The sequence below is a fragment of the Candidimonas sp. SYP-B2681 genome, assembly GCF_003971065.1.
GTDB lineage: Bacteria > Pseudomonadota > Gammaproteobacteria > Burkholderiales > Burkholderiaceae_B > Pollutimonas.
In genome coordinates this window covers 941,111-959,592 of the sequence record NZ_RYDV01000001.1, presented here as the reverse complement: position 1 = coordinate 959,592, position 18,482 = coordinate 941,111, and the positions used below count along the sequence as shown (strand labels likewise).

The 18,482-nt window shown below is 56.7% G+C and carries 19 protein-coding genes and 1 pseudogene; 6 read left to right on the top strand and 14 right to left on the bottom strand.

Going from position 1 to position 18,482, the window contains the following annotated elements:
- Positions 1-242 precede the first annotated feature (242 nt).
- The 3 genes and pseudogenes from EKL30_RS04575 to EKL30_RS19420 form a co-directional block, all read right to left on the bottom strand.
- A pseudogene (locus EKL30_RS04575) lies at positions 243-1,551 on the bottom strand (IS66 family transposase); the annotation flags it as partial.
- On the bottom strand, positions 1,523-2,356 hold the full coding sequence (locus EKL30_RS04570; RefSeq protein WP_370246214.1) for an IS3 family transposase: 834 nt from the start codon (positions 2,354-2,356) through the stop codon (positions 1,523-1,525). The gene EKL30_RS04570 and the pseudogene EKL30_RS04575, both read right to left, overlap by 29 nt.
- A gap of 38 nt (positions 2,357-2,394) precedes the next feature.
- Positions 2,395-2,724, bottom strand: a complete 330-nt coding sequence (locus EKL30_RS19420; RefSeq protein ID WP_370246213.1) for a transposase — start codon at positions 2,722-2,724, stop codon at positions 2,395-2,397.
- A 258-nt stretch (positions 2,725-2,982) separates the two neighbouring features.
- Here EKL30_RS19420 and EKL30_RS18830 point away from each other — a divergent pair, with 258 nt between their 5' ends.
- Together EKL30_RS18830 and EKL30_RS04565 are read left to right on the top strand one after the other, a co-directional pair.
- Positions 2,983-3,138 carry a hypothetical protein gene (locus tag EKL30_RS18830; RefSeq protein WP_158618394.1) on the top strand — a complete coding sequence of 52 codons (156 nt, stop codon included), beginning with the start codon at positions 2,983-2,985 and terminating at the stop codon, positions 3,136-3,138.
- A 432-nt stretch (positions 3,139-3,570) separates the two neighbouring features.
- Entirely contained in the window at positions 3,571-3,993 is a 423-nt protein-coding gene (locus EKL30_RS04565) for a hypothetical protein (protein ID WP_126705948.1), read from the top strand.
- Positions 3,994-4,126: 133 nt separating this feature from the next.
- Here EKL30_RS04565 and EKL30_RS04560 read toward each other — a convergent pair whose 3' ends face one another.
- Genes EKL30_RS04560 through EKL30_RS04550 form a run of 3 tightly spaced genes read right to left on the bottom strand, consistent with a single transcriptional unit; the run spans position 4,127 to position 6,478 of the window.
- A complete protein-coding gene (locus tag EKL30_RS04560) occupies positions 4,127-4,651 on the bottom strand; it encodes a carboxymuconolactone decarboxylase family protein (RefSeq protein ID WP_126705947.1) in 525 nt (174 codons plus the stop codon).
- A 15-nt stretch (positions 4,652-4,666) separates the two neighbouring features.
- Entirely contained in the window at positions 4,667-5,638 is a 972-nt protein-coding gene (locus tag EKL30_RS04555) for a tripartite tricarboxylate transporter substrate binding protein (protein ID WP_126705946.1), read from the bottom strand.
- Between the two features lie 42 nt (positions 5,639-5,680).
- Positions 5,681-6,478, bottom strand: coding sequence for an SDR family NAD(P)-dependent oxidoreductase (locus EKL30_RS04550; protein ID WP_126705945.1), 798 nt, complete (start codon positions 6,476-6,478; stop codon positions 5,681-5,683).
- Positions 6,479-6,623: 145 nt separating this feature from the next.
- On the opposite strand from EKL30_RS04550, the gene EKL30_RS04545 reads away from it, so the two are divergent.
- Together EKL30_RS04545 and EKL30_RS04540 are read left to right on the top strand one after the other, a co-directional pair.
- Positions 6,624-7,553 (top strand): LysR family transcriptional regulator, encoded by a 930-nt coding sequence (locus tag EKL30_RS04545; protein WP_126705944.1) that lies wholly within the window; start codon positions 6,624-6,626, stop codon positions 7,551-7,553.
- A gap of 162 nt (positions 7,554-7,715) precedes the next feature.
- Positions 7,716-8,174 carry a hypothetical protein gene (locus tag EKL30_RS04540; protein ID WP_126705943.1) on the top strand — a complete coding sequence of 153 codons (459 nt, stop codon included), beginning with the start codon at positions 7,716-7,718 and terminating at the stop codon, positions 8,172-8,174.
- On the opposite strand, the gene EKL30_RS04535 is transcribed toward EKL30_RS04540, so the two are convergent.
- From EKL30_RS04535 to EKL30_RS04515, 5 genes are all read right to left on the bottom strand, one after another.
- A complete protein-coding gene (locus tag EKL30_RS04535) occupies positions 8,158-9,324 on the bottom strand; it encodes an acetyl-CoA acetyltransferase (RefSeq protein ID WP_126705942.1) in 1,167 nt (388 codons plus the stop codon). The genes EKL30_RS04540 and EKL30_RS04535 overlap by 17 nt on opposite strands.
- 16 nt (positions 9,325-9,340) lie before the next feature.
- Positions 9,341-9,871 carry a carboxymuconolactone decarboxylase family protein gene (locus EKL30_RS04530; protein WP_126705941.1) on the bottom strand — a complete coding sequence of 177 codons (531 nt, stop codon included), beginning with the start codon at positions 9,869-9,871 and terminating at the stop codon, positions 9,341-9,343.
- Positions 9,872-9,920: 49 nt separating this feature from the next.
- Positions 9,921-11,495, bottom strand: coding sequence for a class I adenylate-forming enzyme family protein (locus EKL30_RS04525; RefSeq protein WP_126706044.1), 1,575 nt, complete (start codon positions 11,493-11,495; stop codon positions 9,921-9,923).
- A 74-nt stretch (positions 11,496-11,569) separates the two neighbouring features.
- A complete protein-coding gene (locus EKL30_RS04520) occupies positions 11,570-12,370 on the bottom strand; it encodes an SDR family NAD(P)-dependent oxidoreductase (protein WP_126705940.1) in 801 nt (266 codons plus the stop codon).
- Between the two features lie 41 nt (positions 12,371-12,411).
- Positions 12,412-13,401: a tripartite tricarboxylate transporter substrate binding protein gene (locus tag EKL30_RS04515; RefSeq protein WP_126705939.1), complete on the bottom strand. Its 990-nt coding sequence runs from the start codon at positions 13,399-13,401 to the stop codon at positions 12,412-12,414.
- Positions 13,402-13,519: 118 nt separating this feature from the next.
- Between EKL30_RS04515 and EKL30_RS04510 the strand changes: the two genes are divergently transcribed.
- The gene (locus EKL30_RS04510; RefSeq protein WP_126705938.1) at positions 13,520-14,320 is read left to right on the top strand and encodes an IclR family transcriptional regulator; all 801 of its coding nucleotides are present in this window, start codon (positions 13,520-13,522) and stop codon (positions 14,318-14,320) included.
- Between the two features lie 413 nt (positions 14,321-14,733).
- Here EKL30_RS04510 and EKL30_RS04505 read toward each other — a convergent pair whose 3' ends face one another.
- The 3 genes from EKL30_RS04505 to EKL30_RS04495 are packed head-to-tail and all read right to left on the bottom strand — an operon-like array spanning position 14,734 to position 17,352.
- Positions 14,734-15,042, bottom strand: a complete 309-nt coding sequence (locus tag EKL30_RS04505; protein ID WP_126705937.1) for a hypothetical protein — start codon at positions 15,040-15,042, stop codon at positions 14,734-14,736.
- Positions 15,039-16,388, bottom strand: coding sequence for an acyclic terpene utilization AtuA family protein (locus EKL30_RS04500; protein ID WP_126705936.1), 1,350 nt, complete (start codon positions 16,386-16,388; stop codon positions 15,039-15,041). The genes EKL30_RS04505 and EKL30_RS04500 overlap by 4 nt, the downstream gene beginning before the upstream one ends.
- Before the next feature lie 4 nt (positions 16,389-16,392).
- Entirely contained in the window at positions 16,393-17,352 is a 960-nt protein-coding gene (locus EKL30_RS04495; protein ID WP_126705935.1) for a tripartite tricarboxylate transporter substrate binding protein, read from the bottom strand.
- Between the two features lie 157 nt (positions 17,353-17,509).
- On the opposite strand from EKL30_RS04495, the gene EKL30_RS04490 reads away from it, so the two are divergent.
- The gene (locus tag EKL30_RS04490) at positions 17,510-18,421 is read left to right on the top strand and encodes a LysR family transcriptional regulator (protein WP_126705934.1); all 912 of its coding nucleotides are present in this window, start codon (positions 17,510-17,512) and stop codon (positions 18,419-18,421) included.
- The last annotated feature ends 61 nt before the right edge of the window (positions 18,422-18,482 follow it).

The window sequence follows — 18,482 nt, the reverse complement described above, 5'->3', positions numbered from 1 at the left end:
TTTGCGCCGATGATAGTGGACGTACGTCTGTGAAAGTAGGTCATCGTCAGGCTCTTATTGTAAGAAAACCCCTCACTGGGCAACCAGTGGGGGGTTTTTGTTTGGGCGAACGCGACGCGTTGCCGTGACGCCGACGCCTAGCATGGCGTTGGCGATAGCACTATCGTGGTAAGTTCAAGCCTCGCCGTAAGCGTTCGGCTATCTCATGTTGACACGCCCGCATAATGATGCGGGCGTTGTCGTTAGCGCGCAGTCGGTTGCCAGTTATGCGGCAGTAGCTCGTTGATCCGGCTTGCCGGTTGCGTGGGAAGGCGAGTGAGTACGTCATTCAGGTACGCGTACGGATCGTGGCCATTGAGCTTGGCTGACTGGATCAAGGTCATGACCGCGGCGGCCCGTTTCCCGGCACGCAAGGAGCCTGCGAATAGCCAGTTGGATCTTCCGATGGCAAGGCCTGATTTGATTCTTGATCCAATTGTTGTCGATCGGCAATGATCCATCATCCAGGTAACGCGTCAGCGCCACCCAGCGTTTCAGACTGTAGTCCAGCGCTTTGGCTGTGGCCGAGCCGTCTTTGCCTTCGCGCTTCGGTGGTAAGGTCCTTGACCTGACGTTCGATGTCTTAAAGTTGGCCCATATATCGCAGGGCCTGCTCGGCCAACTGGCTTTTGGCGGCCACATGCAAGTCGAAGAATTTGCGCCGGGCGTGCGCCATGCAGCCAATTTCGGTGACGCCTTGCATAAAACAGGCTTTGTAGCCCGCGTAATCGTCGCACAGCAAACTTCCATGCCAGTCGCCCAGGAAGCGGCGGGCATGTTCGCCCGCCCGGCCGTCGGTAAAATCGTAGACGACGGCACGCAGATCTTCGAAGGCGCCGGGCGCATAGGCCCAGAGGTAGGCCCGGTGCGTTTTCTTCGTGCCGGGCTGGAGCATCTGCACGGGAGTTTCATCGGCATGAACCACGCGGTGCGCAAGGATCGCTTCGCGAAGCGCATCGGCCAGTGGTTGCAACTGCACACTGCACACGCCGACCCATTCGGCCATTGTCGAGCGCGCAAGCTTCATGCCGGCACGCTCGAAGATCTTCTCCTGGCGGTACAACGGCAGATGATCCGCGTATTTGGCCACGAGCACTTGAGCAAGCAATCCGGTAGAGGCCATGCCCTTGTCGATGACATGGGCCGGAACCGGCGCCTGGGTCAGCGTCTCTCACTTCTTGCAACCCATTTGCCCCGGATATGGCGCTCCAAGGTGAAGAGACCAGGGGTGTAGTCAAGTTTTTCGGCAACGTCTTCACCGATGCGTTGCAACTGGCAGCCGCATTGGCAAGTGGTGTTCTCCGGCTCGTGACGATGCTCAACACGTGGCAGGTGCTCGGGCGGTGCGGCGCGCTTGGGCTGCTGGACTGGACGGGCGGCCTGTTCGCTGCGTAGCACCTCAAGCTCAGCTTCGATCGCGGCGATATCGGCATCGACCGTTTTTTCCAACAAGTGACTCTGCCTCGGTTTGACGTACAGCAGCTCATGCCGCTTTAAGGGCTGCCTCCGTTTGGACCGGCGTGCGATAGCCGATGGCCGAGTGCAGGCGCCGTCGATTATAAAAGCCTTCTACCCAGTTCACGATATCGAGCCTGGCCTGGGCCCGGGTGGCATAGCGAACTTGATAAATACGTTCCACCTTCAAGGTCTTGAAAAAGCTTTCCATGACGGTGTTATCCCAGGCGTTGGCACGCCGGCTCATGGAGGCCACCATGCCGTAGTCTTGCAGTAACTGCCGATGAGGCCGACTGGCGTATTGGCTACCGCGATCGGTACCGCGATCGGTATGCATGATCAGTCCTGGCGCCGGTTTGCGCTGCCAATAAGCCGCTTTCAAGGCATCGCACACCAGGTCTGAGGTCATTCTGTCGCTCATAGACCAGCCCACAATTCTGCGGCTGCCCAGATACAGGATCGCCGCCAAATAGAGCCAACCTTCTTGCGTAGCCACATAGGTCATATCGCCCACCCAGACGCGATCCGGCGCCCACCCATCGAATTGGCGCGCGATGACATTGGGCGCCACCGGCAGGGCATGGCCTGAGTCCGTGGTATTCCGATAGCGACGCTTGTAGACGGGCCTGAGGCCTTGCCGAATCAGGCTTTGGCGGACTCGCTCATGACCGATACGTTGGTGCTGTGCACGCAATGCCTGCACGATTCGCAGCCGTCCATAGCTGCGCTGGCTTGTTGTATGAACGGCCTTGACCTGAGCATCCAGTACCGCATTGGCCAGGCTTCTGCGGCTAGGCCGGCGCACCCGCCACTGACAGTAGCCAGAACGCGAAACCTCCAGCACCCGGCATAGGCGTGACACGCTGCAATGCGCGCGCTGCGTGTCAATCCAGGCGTACCTCACCGTAACCCTTTGGAGAAGTACGCCGTGGCTTTTCCCAGGATTTCAACGTCTAGCCTGGCACTGGCCAATTCTTTGCGCAGGCGACTATTCTCGGCCTCGAGCTCGGAGACAGAACGCTGCGCCATCGCGGGCATGCTCGTCCCTGTGCTGCTCGAGACTAACGTATCCTGTTCCGCTAGCCGCTTCCAATTGCCTAACGTCGCCGAAGGCACTCCTAGGCGGCGCGCCGCCTCGTTGATACCCACTGATTGGGCCAAACGCGCACATTCCAATTTATATTCTTGCGTATATTGCCGCTTCGGTACTTTGCTTTCAGCCATTCCCATTCTCCGTTAACAAGAAACTACCATCTTCTTGCTGTACGTGGAAACCGGGCAAGTTCATAATATATGTGCATTATGCTTACATAGTTGATTGTGAGTCATCGCCCCAGCGGCAAGCGCGACGCGGTGCTCAGCGGCGACGGCGCCCGCCCCCGACAGCACGCAGCCTCACGCCGTACGATTAAATGAACGAGATCGTCAGTTGATTTTGAAGAAAACCATTACTCCGTTGGCATGTACCAATCGATATCGCAAGGGCAGATGTCGACAGAGCCTTGGAGCGGCGACTTAGTGGTTGGCGTGGAGGCGCAGCGCCGCGCTTTATTAAGTAAAGACGAACTGCTGAAGCGCCGGCTATGGCGCGACGAACGCGTGAAGGGGTTGCTGCTGCACAAGAGCGCGGCTGAATCGAAATAAGCCATTCGGAAGTTTGTCTCTACTGTAAATGCCTTTGGCCTCATTCAACTGGTAAGCCTAATTCGCTATGCCGGATCAAAAATAGGCGACTTCAATATAGCGAATGCACATGTCCGACACGATGAGAGCGTTATTGTGACATTCTCAATCAATGCATTTCGATAGAAAAGGCTTTGACCTCACCGTGCCTTGCGCTAACTGACGTCTACCTCTGCCATGTGGGTAATGTCGACAAGGTGTCGCCGGCGAACGCGGTCGAGTCGCTGGCGCATATCGCCGCGGGCCACTAACCTGTTGTCGTTCGTTTTATTATCCAGCGACCGGCATTGAATCGGCCTGATGCCGGTGTACGCAGAGGGTGCTTAAACGTGGCGCTTTCTTAACTAACGGGAAGCACATACAATCCACCGTCGACAAGAGGAATACTCGTACATGCACACGTCTTTTATGTGGAAAAGTTTAGCAATCGCAACGCTCGCGCTGCCGGCAATCTGGCCGGCGACGTCGATGGCGGACACGTCATTGAAAGCCCTCATCGCCGAGGGTGCTCCTATCGAATCGACTATCCAAGGTTGCTACGGTCAGTTGAGCTATTTTGATCTTAGCGATGAGCAAAGGCAGCGATTGGACGCGGCATCGGGTGCAATTAGCAACCTGGTCTATCGGTATGCTCCCTCGCATTCGGTGGAGGCTTATGATGACGTATATCTTCAGTTTCTTCGGCCGATTGTTGGCCTTAACGAAAAGCGTCCTGCCGTTTTCAACTGTAATGAGGAGCTTGTCTCACGCACAGAGCAGCAGGTGCAATCCATGACCGATCGGTTTGGATCCGTAAAAGGACCGCGGGATCGGTAGCCCTTCTAACGCAGAGCGCTATAAGGGCATTTAGTCGACCAGCTTAAGGGTGATTAGACCCTCAAGCTGTCCCGCTCATGCGTTGTCCGTACATCCAGTGTTTAGTCGTTTGCACCGGCAGCACGCGCTTGTCTTACCGTTTGTCGTCGCTGTGTATTCCTAGCGCTTCAAGGAAACGAGACACCATATTGTAGGCAGCAATCGTGGCAACAAGCTCCACGATTTCCTGATTGCTGAAGTCGCCGCTAAGGGCCTCCACCAGCGAAGGATCCACGTGCACCTTTCGGGTCATCTCATCGGTTAATGCCAGCACGCGTCGTTGCATGGGGCTAAAGAGGTCAGACGACTCCCACGCATCGAGCGCGTCAATTTGTGCCTGATTGATGCCTGCTTTGATCGCGATCGGTATGTGCTGCTCCGCCTCATAGGCCGCGCCATTAATGAAGGCCACCCGAACAATAACGAGCTCTCGCAAGGCCGCATCGAGGATGGATTTCTGACGAATGGCGGTGAGGTAATTGAGCCAGCCTTCCGCCACTGGGGGACTATGAAGCAGCATCTGATACAGGTGCAGGACGCTACCGCGTTCTTTCACGATACGGTCGACCAGTGGTTTGGTGGTGGTGTCATCGAGCGCCGCATAGGGAATTCTTGCCATTTCTTTTTCTCCTGGTTATTCGAATTTGACGACGCCGTCTTTCACAAGCGTGGCCATGGTTTGATCGTCTTTATTGACGCGCGCCAGAAACTCTTCGGGTGACGAGGTAACGATGTTAAAGGCACTGGCGTGCAGCTTTTGCTGAACGACGGGGTCCTTCATTGTTTTTTGAATCGCCGCCAAGATGCGCGCCTTCACGTCCGGTTTCAGGTTGGCTGGTCCAAGCAGTCCAATCCAGGTCGGAATCTCAAAACCCGGAATGGATTCCGACACGGCTGGCACGTTGGGAAGTTTCGTGCTGCGTTCAGCCGTACTGGTGGCAATCGCTTTCAATGCACCCCCTTCGATTTGCGGCAGCATGACGGAGAGGCCGGCAAAGGCAAAATCAATATGCCCGCCTAACAAATCGGTGAGCAACGGGCCGGCGCCGCGATACGGGATATGGGTGGGTTCCACGTTGTAGTGCACCGCCATGGTGGCGGTGTTGACGTGGCCCGCCGAACCGGTCCCGGCAGAGCCGTACGCGGTGCTCTTATTGGTCTTGATGTACTCAATCAATTCGGGCACCGTGTTGGCGGGGAAATTCTTCTTGGCCACCAGCACCTGAGGCAGTGTCACGAGCAAGCTCAAGTAGTCGAACGATTTGAGCGTGTCGAACGCCAAGTTTTTAACCATGTGATGGTTCACGGCGTGCGAGTCCAGCACGAGCGCCAAGGTGTAGCCGTCGGGGGCCGCGCGGGCGACTTCTGCCGCGCCAATCGAACCACTTCCGCCGGCGCGATTGTCCACCACCACAGATTGGCCCAGTATTTCGGCAAGGCGAGGACTGATCGTGCGTCCAATCTGGTCCACCGCGCCACCTGGAGCAAAAGGAATGATCAGGCGGATGGGCTTTGTGGGATACGCATCGCCGGCTGCCGCGGCGCCGTACCCCATTAGGGTGGCGGCCAGGATCGACCCCACCAGTGTTCTCAGATTTTTGTGCATGTTTGTCTCCTCGTTCTATTTATAAAAAATGTGCCAACAGGGCTACCGTGTGGCGGCGATCAGGCCGCCATCGACAACGATTTCCGTACCGGTTACGTATCGGCTTTCGTCGGCGGCAAGAAACAGCACCGCATGGGCAATATCCCAACCGTCACCCATGCGTTGCATCGGAATCTGGCCGTTTCGATGGGCAATAAAGCCGTCGGTGTCGCCCCCGGCGTACTTGGCAGCTAAGCCGTCGAGCAAGGGGGTATGCATGAGCCCAGGCACCACACAATTGAGCCGGATATTTTTGGGCGCGTAGATCACAGCGGTCGTGCGCGTGAGATGCATCAGGCCCGCTTTGCTAGCAGCGTAAGCGACCTGCGGCTTGCCCACATAGCGCAAGCCCGCAACCGACGAAATATTGACAATCGAGCCGCCCCCCTGTTGCTCCATAATGGGCAAGACATACTTACATGCCAGGTAGGCGCTTTTTAAGTTGACGTTAATCTGGGCATCCCAGACGTCTTCGTCCAACTCTACGGGTCCGCCAGGCTGAGATAGGCCGACATTGTTGACCAGAATATCGATACGGCCATAGCGCGCCAGGCAATCATCCACCACGGCGCGAACATTCGCAGCCTGGGTCACATCGCATTGTGCGACATACCCACGTCCGCCTTCGCTCTGTATGTGCTCCAGGGTGACCGTCGCGTGATCAAGGTGCAGGTCGGTCCCATAGACCTGCGCACCTTGGCGGGCTAAGAGTACAGCGGTCGCGCGCCCGTTGCCCCATCCTTGCGCAACCGAGCCACAGCCCATTACCAATGCCACCTTGTCTTGTAAGCTAAACACCATGTATTCCTTGGATATTGATCGTTGCTGCTGGATTCATTCTATGAACGCATAAATGTGTCCATCCAGATATAGGTTGATGGTGACTCTACACGACCCGCATGCTATCGTGAAGTTCCAATAAACTATCTTGTTATTCCATTATTGAATGAATGTCTTACCTAAGCATTTGCGAGCCTTCGTGCATCTGGCTGAAACGCTCAGCTTTAGCCGCACGGCGGAACACTTTCATTACACCCAGCCGTCGCTGAGTAAGCTCATCAAGGATTTGGAGACAACCCTTGGCAGATCCCTCTTCGAGCGATCAACGCGTCATGTTGCCCTAACAGAAGACGGCGTGGAGCTGGTAGGACAGGCAAGGCACATCATTCGGTCCTACGACGAAGGTCTTTCGGGCCTTGAGAACCGAATCGTCAATTCGTCACAACGCATTGCCATTTCGGCGCTGCCTTCGCTTGCCTCCGTCATGCTGCCTGCCGTCGTCAGCCATCTGGAAGGTCGATATCCGAGCCTCACAACCACGATTTACGATGGATCCTCCGAGGCGACACTGCAACACCTTTTACGCAACCAGGTCGATCTTGCGCTGACGGCCGCCGACCCCTCCCGACGAGAGCTCGTTTATCAGGAATTGCTAAAGGACCGATTTGTGTTGGTGTCAGCCGGAAAACTTGCGGCCTCAATACCTACAACCGTGACGTTAAGCGACCTCTCGGACATGCCGCTCATTTCCATGTCGGCAGCCAGCACCGCACAGAAATACATGGTGGCCGCCTTCATGAGCAAGGACACCCAGTTTCGACCCAAAATGGCATTTGACCAGATCAGCACGATAGGCAGCTTTGTCCAGGCCGGCTTAGGCATCGCTGTGTTACCTTACCTAGCGGTGTTTCTGTTGCGGCACCTGGAGCAACTGACGATCACCGAGATTGTCGGTGGTCCGACGCGTTCGATCGGCATTGTGACGCGCCGAGACACGCAGCTATCGTTGATCGCTGAGGAGGCTTGCGAGCAACTTAAGCGATATGCTCAGGAAATTGTAGACAAAGAACCCAAATGGCTACGCAAGGCGAGTTGAATGCGTGCGCAAGTGAAGCGCAAACTGGCATGAACCACTTGGCTCAGCTATGAGCATCGCTGACATTAGTCTGAAAGTGTTCGGTTATTGGCGCCGCATGGCGTCCTTCTCAGCTCGATCAACCTGGGTCAACGCAATTACTTCTAACCAGTTTAATGCGGCATGACTACCACGCTACTCATCGCCCACTTTACGGTAAGCGCGCTGACCGAGGCGCAGTCGCGCGGTCAGATCATTAGCATGTCACCCACAGTGTTTCTTTGGTTGGCGCAGCCGTCGGATCCGGACGCTCACCGCATCGAGCACCTGGCGCGTTTACTTGATGCCGGGGGTGCCATTGATGCGATCCCGGAACTCTCGATTCGTCGCGTTAGCCATCACAAGTACCAGGTCGATATGCATGACGGGCGACACCGGGTGCGCGTGCTCGCCGGTCGTGGGGTTACCGCCATGCCCGTGTTGATCTCGGGCGATATTCCGAAAGCCGGCACGCCGCTTTGCGGGCAGGCCGATCATTGGAGAAACATAACTCATATGCCCGGGCCTGCGTTATGGCGCATGGAAGCCACGCAGGACAGGCCCAACATGCCCGTTGGGCGAGGGATTAGGCCGCTTCCATAATGCTGACATAATTCGCCACGCTCGTGCCGCCCATATTGAACACGGCCCCCAAAGAGGCGTTTGGCACCTGCATGGCTCCCGCTTGACCGGTTAACTGCATGGCCATCATTGCATGCATGGAGACGCCAGTTGCGCCAATGGGATGTCCCCGCGATTTCAGCCCACCCGACGGGTTGACAGGCAGTCTCCCGTCCTTGCGCGTAAGACCCTCCAAGATCGCGTCGCCGCCGCGCCCATGCTGGGCGAGACCCATTGCCTCGTATCCGATTAGTTCAGCGATGGTAAAACAATCGTGAAGCTCGACTACATCCAGGTCATCAAGAGTAACGGAGCCCGCATGTAAGGCGGTACTCCAAGCCTGCGCGGCACCCTCGAACCGAATGCAGTCACGCTTACTGAGCGGCAGAAAATCATTTACCTGAGCCCGTGACCGCCACCTGACTGGCCTGGACTTCGCGTTTGTAGTGGCTTCAGTAGAGATGACTAAGGCCGCGGCACCATCGGAGATGAGGGAGCAATCTGATCGCTTCAAGGGGCCCGCGACAAAAGGATTCTTCTCAGATGGGTGCCGGCAGAAATCAAACCCCAGGTCTTTACGCATGTGTGCGTAGGGGTTGTCTACGCCGTTGCGATGGTTCTTTGCTGCAATGGCAGCCAGGGCATCGTACTGGGAGCCGAAACGGTCAAAATATTCGCTCGCAATGACTCCGAAAATGCCAGCGAATCCCCCTTCCGTTTGTGCCTCCTCTTTAGCAAAAGAGCACTTAAGCAAAACGTTCCCAACCTGTGCTGAAGGCAGGGCAGTCATCTTTTCAAAGCCCACGACCAAAACGCGCTTTAAGCGCCCACTCATCAATGCATCCAGCGCGCCCCAGATCGCCGCTGAGCCAGTGGCGCATGCATTCTCAAGACGCGTCGCTGGGGTGTGTCTCAGTTGCGGCAGTGCCAGACTCACTAAGGAGGCGCCAAACTCCTGGGGGAGGAAACCGCTATTAAGCGTTCCGACGAAGACTCCGTCAATATCACTGGGATCCAGGCCAGCATGTTCGATTGCCGACGTCGCGGCGTCATGAATCAGGTCTTCCGGGCCAAGCTCTGTGTGCTTGCCAAAGGGCGTATGCCCCCATCCTATGATCAGTGGCTCTCTCATTTTTTCTCAACCCTTCTTAGCTTTCAGCGATCGCTGGCTCATGATCAATTTGCATGGCTTCGAGGAAGCGTGACACTAGGTTGTAGCCCGCAATCGTAGCAGTGAGCTCGACAAATTCGCGCTCGTTGAAATGAGCTTTTACCGTTTCGAATACCGCGTCGGGGACTTCGACCTCATGGGTCATAGACTCACAATACGCCAGGATCGCTCGTTCACAAACATCAAAACCGAAGTCTGAGCCTGCCCGTAGTGAATTGATTTGATCGGGCGTTATGCCTTCCTGAAGGGCGAAAGGCTCATGCGCGGAGAACTCGTAAGTTGCGTTGTGGATCGAGGCAATGCGCATGATGACCATCTCTCGAATTTTGCCTGGCAATGAGCATTTTTGACGGATGGCGGTGAAGAAAGAAAGCCAGCCTTCGGCCAATGGCGGGCTGTGCAACAGCATGCGATACAGGTTCAGTAGCGAACCTCGCTCCACCATTATGCGTTGAACCAGAGGCTCGGATGCGAGCGTTTCGTCAGTTGGATAAGGAATTCTGGCCATGAGTGTGTAATCCTATGATGAATGTATGGCAAAGCGAGCCGTTCAATGCTTAGTTAGCACTCGGGGGTTGCTTTGCTGCTTGGGCTTCACGCAATTCTTGTGAGAGCTGGGTCTTCAACACCTTCCCATAGTTGTTCTTAGGCAAGGTTTCCTTGAAGATATATTTTTTTGGTCGTTTAAACCGAGCGATGTGGGCAAGGCAATGTGCATCGAGCTCTTCAGCGGTCAGCGTATAGCCTGGGGATGGCACCACGCACGCCACCACAATCTCTCCCCATTCCGGGTCGGGCGCCCCCAAAACTGAGACTTCGGCAAGCCCGGGGTGCGTCAAAAGCACCTCCTCTACCTCTCGGGGATAGATATTTGTGCCGCCGCTGATGATGACGTCTTTGCTTCGCTCCTTTAGAGTCAGAAAGCCGTCCTCACTCAAGCAACCCAGGTCTCCCGTTTTTAACCAGCCATCCACCAACGTATTCGCTGTTGCCTCGGGTTGATTCCAGTACCCAAGCATAACGGGATCTCCCCGGACCATCACCTCGCCAATTTCTCCCGGCGGTAGAAAGCGATTGGCCGCATCCACCACACGGACCAGTACTGGCGTTTGAGCTACGCCGACGGACGCCAGGCGCTGTAAGTAACGAGGGTGCTGTGTATTGGCGATGTGATACTTAGACAAAACCGTCGCGGTCATCGGAGATTCACCTTGACCATAAATTTGGACGAATCGAGGGCCCATGATCGCCAATGCTTTTTTAATATCGGCGAGGTACATAGGCGCCCCGCCGTAAACAATAGTTTTGAATGACGCTGCGACCTCATCATGGCTCAGGCCCATATGCGCACAATAGTCGACGAGTCGCTTCACAATGGTCGGAGCGGCGAAGGTAGTCACTGCGCCCAGTTCCCGCCCAAGCTCAAACATTTCCTGAGCGTTGACGCCCCCGCTTTTCGGGACTACGTGTCGTGCACCCGCCATCAGGTGCGGAATGGCGTATATCCCACAGCCATGCGACATGGGCGCCGCGTAAAGCATCGCATCGTGCCTGCTTACCGAGTCAACGTCTACGCAATAAGTCATCCCGACTGTCATGAGGTTGCGTGTGGTGAGGATCACACCTTTTGGCCTACCAGTCGTACCGCTAGTGTAGAAAAGCCAAGCCAGAGCGTCGTGCGCCGACTCTGCTGGTGGTGGGAGACCGCTCAGTGCATGTTCCGGCTCGAATAGGGCTGCTGTCTCATCGTGACTGATATCAAGCAGCCGCTCTGCGTTGCGCAGTGAACCCAGGTCATCGTGGCTGCCTTCGCCGTTGACGAAAACCCATCGGGCGCCGGAATCAGAGGCGATCCAGGCCGCCTCTTCGGGATGAAGCTTGGCATTTACCGGGACCACCACAAGCCCGGCCCACCAACAGCCCCACAGAATCTCCAAGTAACGCGGATGATTTCCCATGAAAATCATCACACGATCACCGGCCTTCAGGCCTGCATCCAAAAGGTTTTTTGCCAAAGAAGCGCTTCTTGTCGCCCACTGCCCGTAAGTTGCCCACTGCTGGGCACCAAAAAATATAGCGGGCGTGTCCGGCTCCGAAAGGCCTTGGCGCCATAATGCTTTAGCGAGATTCATATGCATTCACTCAGTTCGATAATTTAGCGGCTCTCGCGCAAGTGACGAAAGCCGCTTGCACAAGAGCCCGAGGCTCAGGCCGCCGCTGCGGTGTAACCTCCGTCTACCAGCAACTCCGTGCCCGTGATGTGGCCCGCTTCATCAGAGACCAGGAAAAGCACCGCATGTGCAATATCCCATCCAGTGCCGGCCTTTCCCAAGGGAATCTGAGCATCCCGATTGGCGATCAACTCTTGGGCGCCCACAGAACCCAACTGCTTTACCAGGCGATGTTCGACGACTGGCGTATTCATCAGACCTGGAATCACGGTATTGCACCGCACGCCGGCCGGCGCATTTTGTATCGCGATCGAGCGAGACAGCGCGATGACACCGTATTTCGCGGCGCTGTAAGCGGAATGAGGACGAGCCTTCATCATGCGCAGGGCCGCCACAGAGGAAACGTTCACAATCGCACTGCCGGGACTCTGTTTCAAATATGGCATTGCGTGCTTGCAACTCAAGTAGACGCTTTTGAGGTTGTAGTTAATTTGGGCATCCCAATCGTCTTCGGAGAGCTGCTCGACACCGCCGGGCTGCGAGCCTCCAATATTGTTGACCAGGATGTCGAGTCGCCCGAAGCGCTTGACGCACGCCTCAATAGCGGTGTGAATTTCCTCGCCTATCGTAGCGTCGCATACGGCGCCCTCTACCTCCCCACCTTCTTCGCGAATGATTCGTATGGTTTCTTCCAGAGCTTGGGGGCTCTTATCCAATGCAAATACTTTTGCTCCTTGACGAGCTAGGAGAGTGGCGGTTGCCCGCCCGTTTCCCCAGCCAGGCCCGACGGATCCGGCTCCGATGATGAACGCTACTTTATTCTTTAGACTAAACATGGTTTGCACCGCCACTGTAGTGATTGATGATGATGGTTGAATTATTCAAGTGCGATGCCGGCGTCCTGGATTACAGGTTTCCAAAGCGCCACTTCGTCTGCAATGAAGCGCGTTGCTGACTCGGGAGTCGAGTCCGTCACGGGCCGATAACCGAGCGAGCCCAGTCTTTCGATCATGGCAGGATTTTTCATCGCCTCACGTGCGGCCGCAGCGAGGATTTCAAGTCGCTCCTTTGGGGTTCCAGCGGGTGCCGCTATGTAATTAGCGATTCTGGTCACAATGTCGACCCCTTGCTCCTTGGCTGTCGGAATATTCGGCGCCACCGTGGAGCGTTCTTCATCGAATACCGCAACAATTTTGATGCGGCCAGACTCATGAAGTGGCAGCAGCGAAGTAAAAGTGTCGGGCATGAAGGAAACCTCACCGGAGATCAAATCCTGAATGGCAGGACCGGCGCCTCGATATGGCACGTGCAGTGCGTCTAGACCATCGGAGCGTTTTTTTAGTAATTCCACCGACAAGTGGGGCCCGCCGCCCACCCCACCGGTTGCGTAATTTATGCCGCCCGGTGAGTTTTTGGAGTGTGCAACCAATTGGGCAAGTGACTGGACACCCGACTTGTTGCTCACTCCGAGTACGATGGGCGTCATACCGAGAATAGCAATGTGAGCAAAGCCGGCCACCGGATCGTAAGGCAGCTCTTTTCGAGTCAGTGGTCCGGTTACGCCGCTTGTAGGACTTTGGAACACTAGCGTATAGCCATCAGGCGCGGCGCGTTGTAATGCACGCGTGGCGACCTGGCCACCTCCTCCGGGCTGGTTCACCACAATGACGGGAACACCCAGATGCTCACCGAAATGCTGTGAGAACAACCGCGCAAAGGTGTCAGTCGTCCCCCCAGGCGCAAACGGGACCACCATTCGGATCGGGTTATCAGGGAATTTCTGTGATGCCTGGGCGTGAGCAATGGCCGGAGCCGTTGCGACCAGCGCCAACACCATTGCGGAAGCGAAAAATAATCTACGTTTCATGTTTGTCTCTCCGGTAGTATTTTTATAGTTCGCTAATACGAATATCTTGAAGTTCCGTTTAAAGGAACTTAAAATCGTTAAGCGAAACAAACTGCAGTATATCAACACAGGAGAAAAAATGTCCACACGCGAAGTGGTGCAGTTGGCAGCGGGTGATCGGGGCACCGATCAAACTTTCCACCGGACCAGCATCGTTCTCAACTTGCTGGCCAAAGTAGCGGATGAAGGTTTGCGATTCACAGACCTGCAGGAACAGACCGGGTTCAGCAAAGCAACCTTGCATCGCTTACTTGCGGGCCTTGTGAACCATGGATTTGTGGATTTTGAACAACCTGGATCCAGGTATTACCCGGGCTTTTGCCTCGGTTTATGGGCGAGCGCAGCGCGCAATCGGTATGGCTTTGCACAACGCATCGCGCCCATTATCCGTGCGCTTTCAGAGCAAGTCGAAGACACCGCCTATCTGAGCATCAAGGATAAGGAAATGGCAGTATGCGTCGTGCTTCATGAAGGTACTGGCGCGGTACGCGCATTGCCTTTGTCTCCTGGGGATCGGTCAGCCCTCGGCGTTGGTTCCGCTGCTTCAGCCATCCTGGCTACTATTCAGGACGAGCAAGAAATCGAAGCAATACTGGCGTCGCCGACGCACATTGCCTATTGTGAAAGGCGGGGCATTGGCAGGGATCATATTTGCAAGCACCTTCAACGCACCCGAGAGCTGGGCTATTCATATATTGATGATCTGAACCCGGACATGACTGGGATCGCCATGGCGCTGAATAAAGCAGCCGGGTCTCCTATTGCGGCAATCAGCGTTGCGACTGTACATTCGAAAATCGAAGACCTCAGACGACGGGAGCACATTCTCACAAAGTTGCGCGACGCAGTAGCAGAAGCAAACGAGATAATCGGCAATTAGGATGAGTGAAGCAAACCAATTTCGTGACGACTTCAAGCGTGAAGAGGGCTTCATTCGGGACGACATCAGAACGATTTCTAGGGGAGGGACTTGGTCGGTGTTTCGCGAAAACACTTCAGGTTTCTCAGGAAGCTGGAATGCGCAGGCGGCTACCGGCCGTGGATGCGCACATGCCGGCAGATTTCGATGTTAACGCTGGCAAGTGCTTTAGCCTTTATGCAAGAAAAAGGTTTTGGCTTTGGTCAAGTTTAATTATTGGGAATCGCGAATGATCGTGAGCAGCGATTCTGGGGTCGTGACCGTCTGCCAAGCTTTGGTTTAGCGAAGCGGCTCGCGCTTTAGCATGAAGCGGTATGCGTGTGTAAGCGTGGCGATCTATCGCCACGCTTATACAAGGTTGTTGAAAGTGGCTCCTAGCCCGGCAAGTCGATGTCTTGCATGACGTACGACAGCGTCTTGCCATGCGCATCCAGGGCAAGCGAGATCGTGACTCCGCCGCCCAAAGCGTTCTCGATCACGAAGTTAAGTGCGCGCAGCTTGGGAAGCTCGTAGCGTGTTACTGGTCCGCGGGCTATATGCGCGTAGGCCTGCATGACCCGTTCTACGGTCAGTTCGCGGTGCAGCACGTCCCAGGCTGCGGAATCGTAGGCGATGACCGAGACATTCGATGTATTGCCTTTGTCGCCGGCACGCGAGTGCCCCAGTTCGTAAACTTTGGTCATGCTGCCTCTCCTTCCATGACGATTTCCGGGCGGACATGCTCGCGTGGCAGCAGCAAGGATTTCACGCCTATCACCTGACGCACCGTGTTGGTGCCGCCTCCGCCACCGGCCGGTCCGTTGACATTTAACGTGCGTACTTCGAAGCCCACTGCCTCGGCCGCCTTGCGGTCGGTGCTTCGGGCGGCGACCCGCAGCCGGACTTCGTAAGGTTCGGGCCGGCCCGGCAGATCGCCATGCAGACTGGATACCCCGATGTAGTCGACCCGAATTTCGGGGTAAGTGAAGCCGCGCAGCGCCAGCCGTTCACGCACGATCTGTTCCGACATGCGGGCGCGGGCCAGCGCGTTGGGCCCGGCGTAGCCGACTTCGCCTTCGCCTATCCAACCGTCGTGGTAGCCGACCACCACTTTGTAGCTGGGTGTGCGTGGGCGAGCCTGGGCGCCAAGCATTTCCACGCGGTTGTCAGCGACCTGGCGGAACTCGGCCTGGGTAATGTCCAGCACGCAATCGGGCGTGATGTAGCTGCTGGGATCGTGCATTTCGTACAAAGCCTGTTCCGTGCAGGTGGCCACGTCCAGGCGGCCGCCGGATCCGTCCACTTTGCCGAACCGGACATCGCCGTCGACCCCGACATCGGCAAACGGGAACCCGATCCGGGCCATGTCCGGCACGAGTTTTCGGGGCAGGTCGGCAAAGCATCCGCCGGTCAATTGGGCGGCGCACTCCAGCAGATGGCCAGTGAAGGTGCCAGATGCCAGCCGTGCATAATCGTCGTAAGACCAGCCCAGCCCGTGCAGCATGCAGGCCAGGAATAGCGAAGGATCGGCGACGCGGCCGGTCACTACAATCTGCGCATCCCGCTTGAGTGCCTCGCTGACGATATCCGCGCCCAGGTAGGCATTGGCGGCGGCCAAGCGCGGCAGCAACGATTCCACCGGTTCGCCGCTTTCCAGCAGCGGCAGTTGCGGATTGGCGCGGATAACTTCGGTGACGTCATCGCCGACGATTGCGGCAACGCGGGGCGCCTTCAGGTCAAGCGTCAGAGCTTCTTGGCGAACCACGCGTGCAGCCTGGACAGGATTGGCGGCGCCCATATTGGTGACTATTCGAATGCCGCGCTGCATGCATTCGGGCAACACCATGCGCATGCGTTCGACGAGATACGGGGTGTAGCCCGCCTGGGGATCTCTCAGGCGCGTTAGTGTTTCGCGGGCAATGGTGCGCTCGGCCAGGCATTCGAACACCAGGTAATCGATGTTGCCATGGCGGGCAAGCTCCAGCGCGGGCTCGAAGCGGTCGTCGGAAAATCCCGAGCCGGCACCGATGCGGATGCGGTTCTTGGTCATGCAGTTACTCCGGTTGAATTCCTGCGGCCTTGATGATCCTGGCCCATTTTTCGGTTTCCGAGGCCTGGAACTGCTTAAGCATTTCGCCGTCGCCGAACGCCACTTCGGTGCCGGTCTTCTCCATCAGTTGCTTCAACTCGGGCGAGTTCATGGCCTGCTTTAGCAGCTCGCCCAGCCGTGTCGCGATGTGCGGCGAGGTGTTGCGCGGCAGGTAGGCGGCGGTCCAGTAAGACATCTCGTAGCCCTTGAGGCCGGCCTCTTCCATGGTGGGCAGCATGGGCAGGATATCCAGTCGCTTAGTGCTGCTGACCGCCAGGCCGCGCAGCTTGCCATTCTTCACCAGGCTTACCGCGGATGAGGTGTCAACGAACATGACCTGAATCTGGCCGCCCATCAGGTCGGTGAGCGCGTTCGGGTTGCTTTTGTACGGAACGTGGACAATGTCCACTCCTGAAAGCTGTTTATACAGCTCGGCCGATACGCGCGACGAGGAACTGCCGCTGCCGAAATTAAGCACGCCCGGATCGCGCTTTGCCCGGGCGGTGAACTCGGCCACCGTAGCAGCGGGAAAGTCGGGCTGGGTGACCATGACCAGATAACCCTTGCGCAGCAGAGCGACCGGCGTGAAATCCTTGACCGGATCGTAAGGCAGGTTCTTGTATAAGTGCTCGGCCGCCGCGTGGGTGCTATTGGTGGTCAGCAGCATGGTGTAGCCGTCCGGCTCGGCATTGGACACGGCTTGCGCGGCGATGAAACCATTGCCGCCCGGCCGATTGTCGACCACCACCGTTACGTTATCCGCTTTCCCTATTGCCTGTGCCAGCGCACGCGCGACCTGGTCGGTGCCGCTGCCGGCGCCGAAAGGAACAATCATCCTGATGGGTTTCGACGGGTATGGCTGGGCCATGGCAGGCTGGGCCAGAGCGAAGGCTATCGCTGCACACAAATAGAATAACGGTCTCATGATGTCTCCTTGTTGATGGGTAGCGGTTGATGCGCCATTTAAACGAGGCCGCCTCCGCGATACTTGTGGAGACAGTGTAGAAAAGGCACACTGATATGAGAAGTGAATTTATAGTATTGATTTGATGCTTATTAATCATCAATAAACCGGAGCCGTGATGCGTTCGACACTAACCGTCCATGAACTGGAAGCGTTCCTGCTGGTGGCGCAAACCTGTAATTTCCGCCGGGCGGCTGAATCCTTCCATGTGTCGCAGTCGGCGCTAAGCCGGATCATTCAGTCCGCCGAGGAAAAGCTGGGGGCTCGCCTGTTCGATCGCAATACCCGCCGTGTCGAGTTGACGCGCTCCGGCGAAGAACTGTTGCCTATCGCGCGCCGCATCGTTGCGGAATTCCACGACTCGTTAAGCGACCTGTCCGAATTCGTGGCCGGACGCAAAGGCCAGATCACGATCGCCTGCTTGCCATCGGCCGCGGCGCTGTTGCCGGCGACCATGTTCAGGTTCGAGCAGTCCCATCCGCGGGTGACAATTTCATTGGTGCCCATATCCAATGAGTTCGTCAAGGATATGGTCGTCGACGGGCGGGCAGACTTCGGTATGTCGGTAGCGCCAGCCGTGCCCGGCCAAGTGACATTCGAGCCGTTTACGCGCGACGACTTTGTACTGATCTGCAGCCGCAAGGATCCCCTGGCCAAGCGGCGCCAGGTCGACTGGAGCGTGCTGGCGACACGCCCTATCGTGGCCAGCGGGCCGGCCAGCAGCATCCGCCCGATGGTGGACAGGGTCCTTGCCGAGGTCGGCCGGGCGCTCATTCCCAAGTACGAGGCGACGAATATCTCGGTGGTGGGGGCGATGGTGGCGGCCGGCTTGGGCGTGGCGCCCATCCCCCGCCTGGCGCTGCGCTTGATCGATGCTACGGACCTCGCCGTGCTGAAGCTGGGACGGCCGGTGGTCTACAGGGAGATTGGGATTCTGACGCGTAGCGGGCGTTCGCTGTCAGCAGCTGCGAGCAGCTTTCTGGATACGTTGCGAAGTGGAGTGGGAGAGTCGGTTTCTGCCAGGGCTTGAGAGGTCTCTAACCTCATAAGAACAACATCAACCCACTTGCGGGACTCAGATTTCAAGTCAA